Source organism: Flavihumibacter cheonanensis (genome assembly GCF_022352215.1).
In the GTDB taxonomy this organism is placed as follows: domain Bacteria; phylum Bacteroidota; class Bacteroidia; order Chitinophagales; family Chitinophagaceae; genus Flavihumibacter; species Flavihumibacter cheonanensis.
The window spans coordinates 1-284 of the sequence record NZ_JAKRWF010000155.1 but is presented as its reverse complement, the minus strand read 5'-3'; the positions used below and the strand labels follow the sequence as shown (position 1 = coordinate 284).

Here is a 284-nt window from a genome sequence, read left to right as displayed (position 1 = left end):
GCACACCGGACGCCGAGCAGCGCCCAGCCCGGCTGCGGGCCATCGCCCGCTGGCAGGATGCCCGGCTGGCGCCCCTCGACTCCCTGACCACCATGCTGGAGGCCGCCGACGCCCACGTGCGGCTGGCGGCGGTGCGCGCCGCGGGCCTGATCGGTCGCGACGACATCACCCCGCGGCTGCTGGAGCGGCTGGCCGATCGCAGCCTGACCGTGCGCACCGAGGCCTGCTTCGCCCTCGGCGTGCTGGGTGACACCCTGGCCGTGCCCGCCCTGGAGACCGCGACC

At 77.1% G+C, this 284-nt stretch carries 1 protein-coding gene; it reads left to right on the top strand.

All coding sequences use genetic code 11. The features are described from left to right. On the top strand, positions 1 to 284 hold a 284-nt coding region (locus MD536_RS21510; RefSeq protein ID WP_239603838.1), incomplete at both ends, for a HEAT repeat domain-containing protein.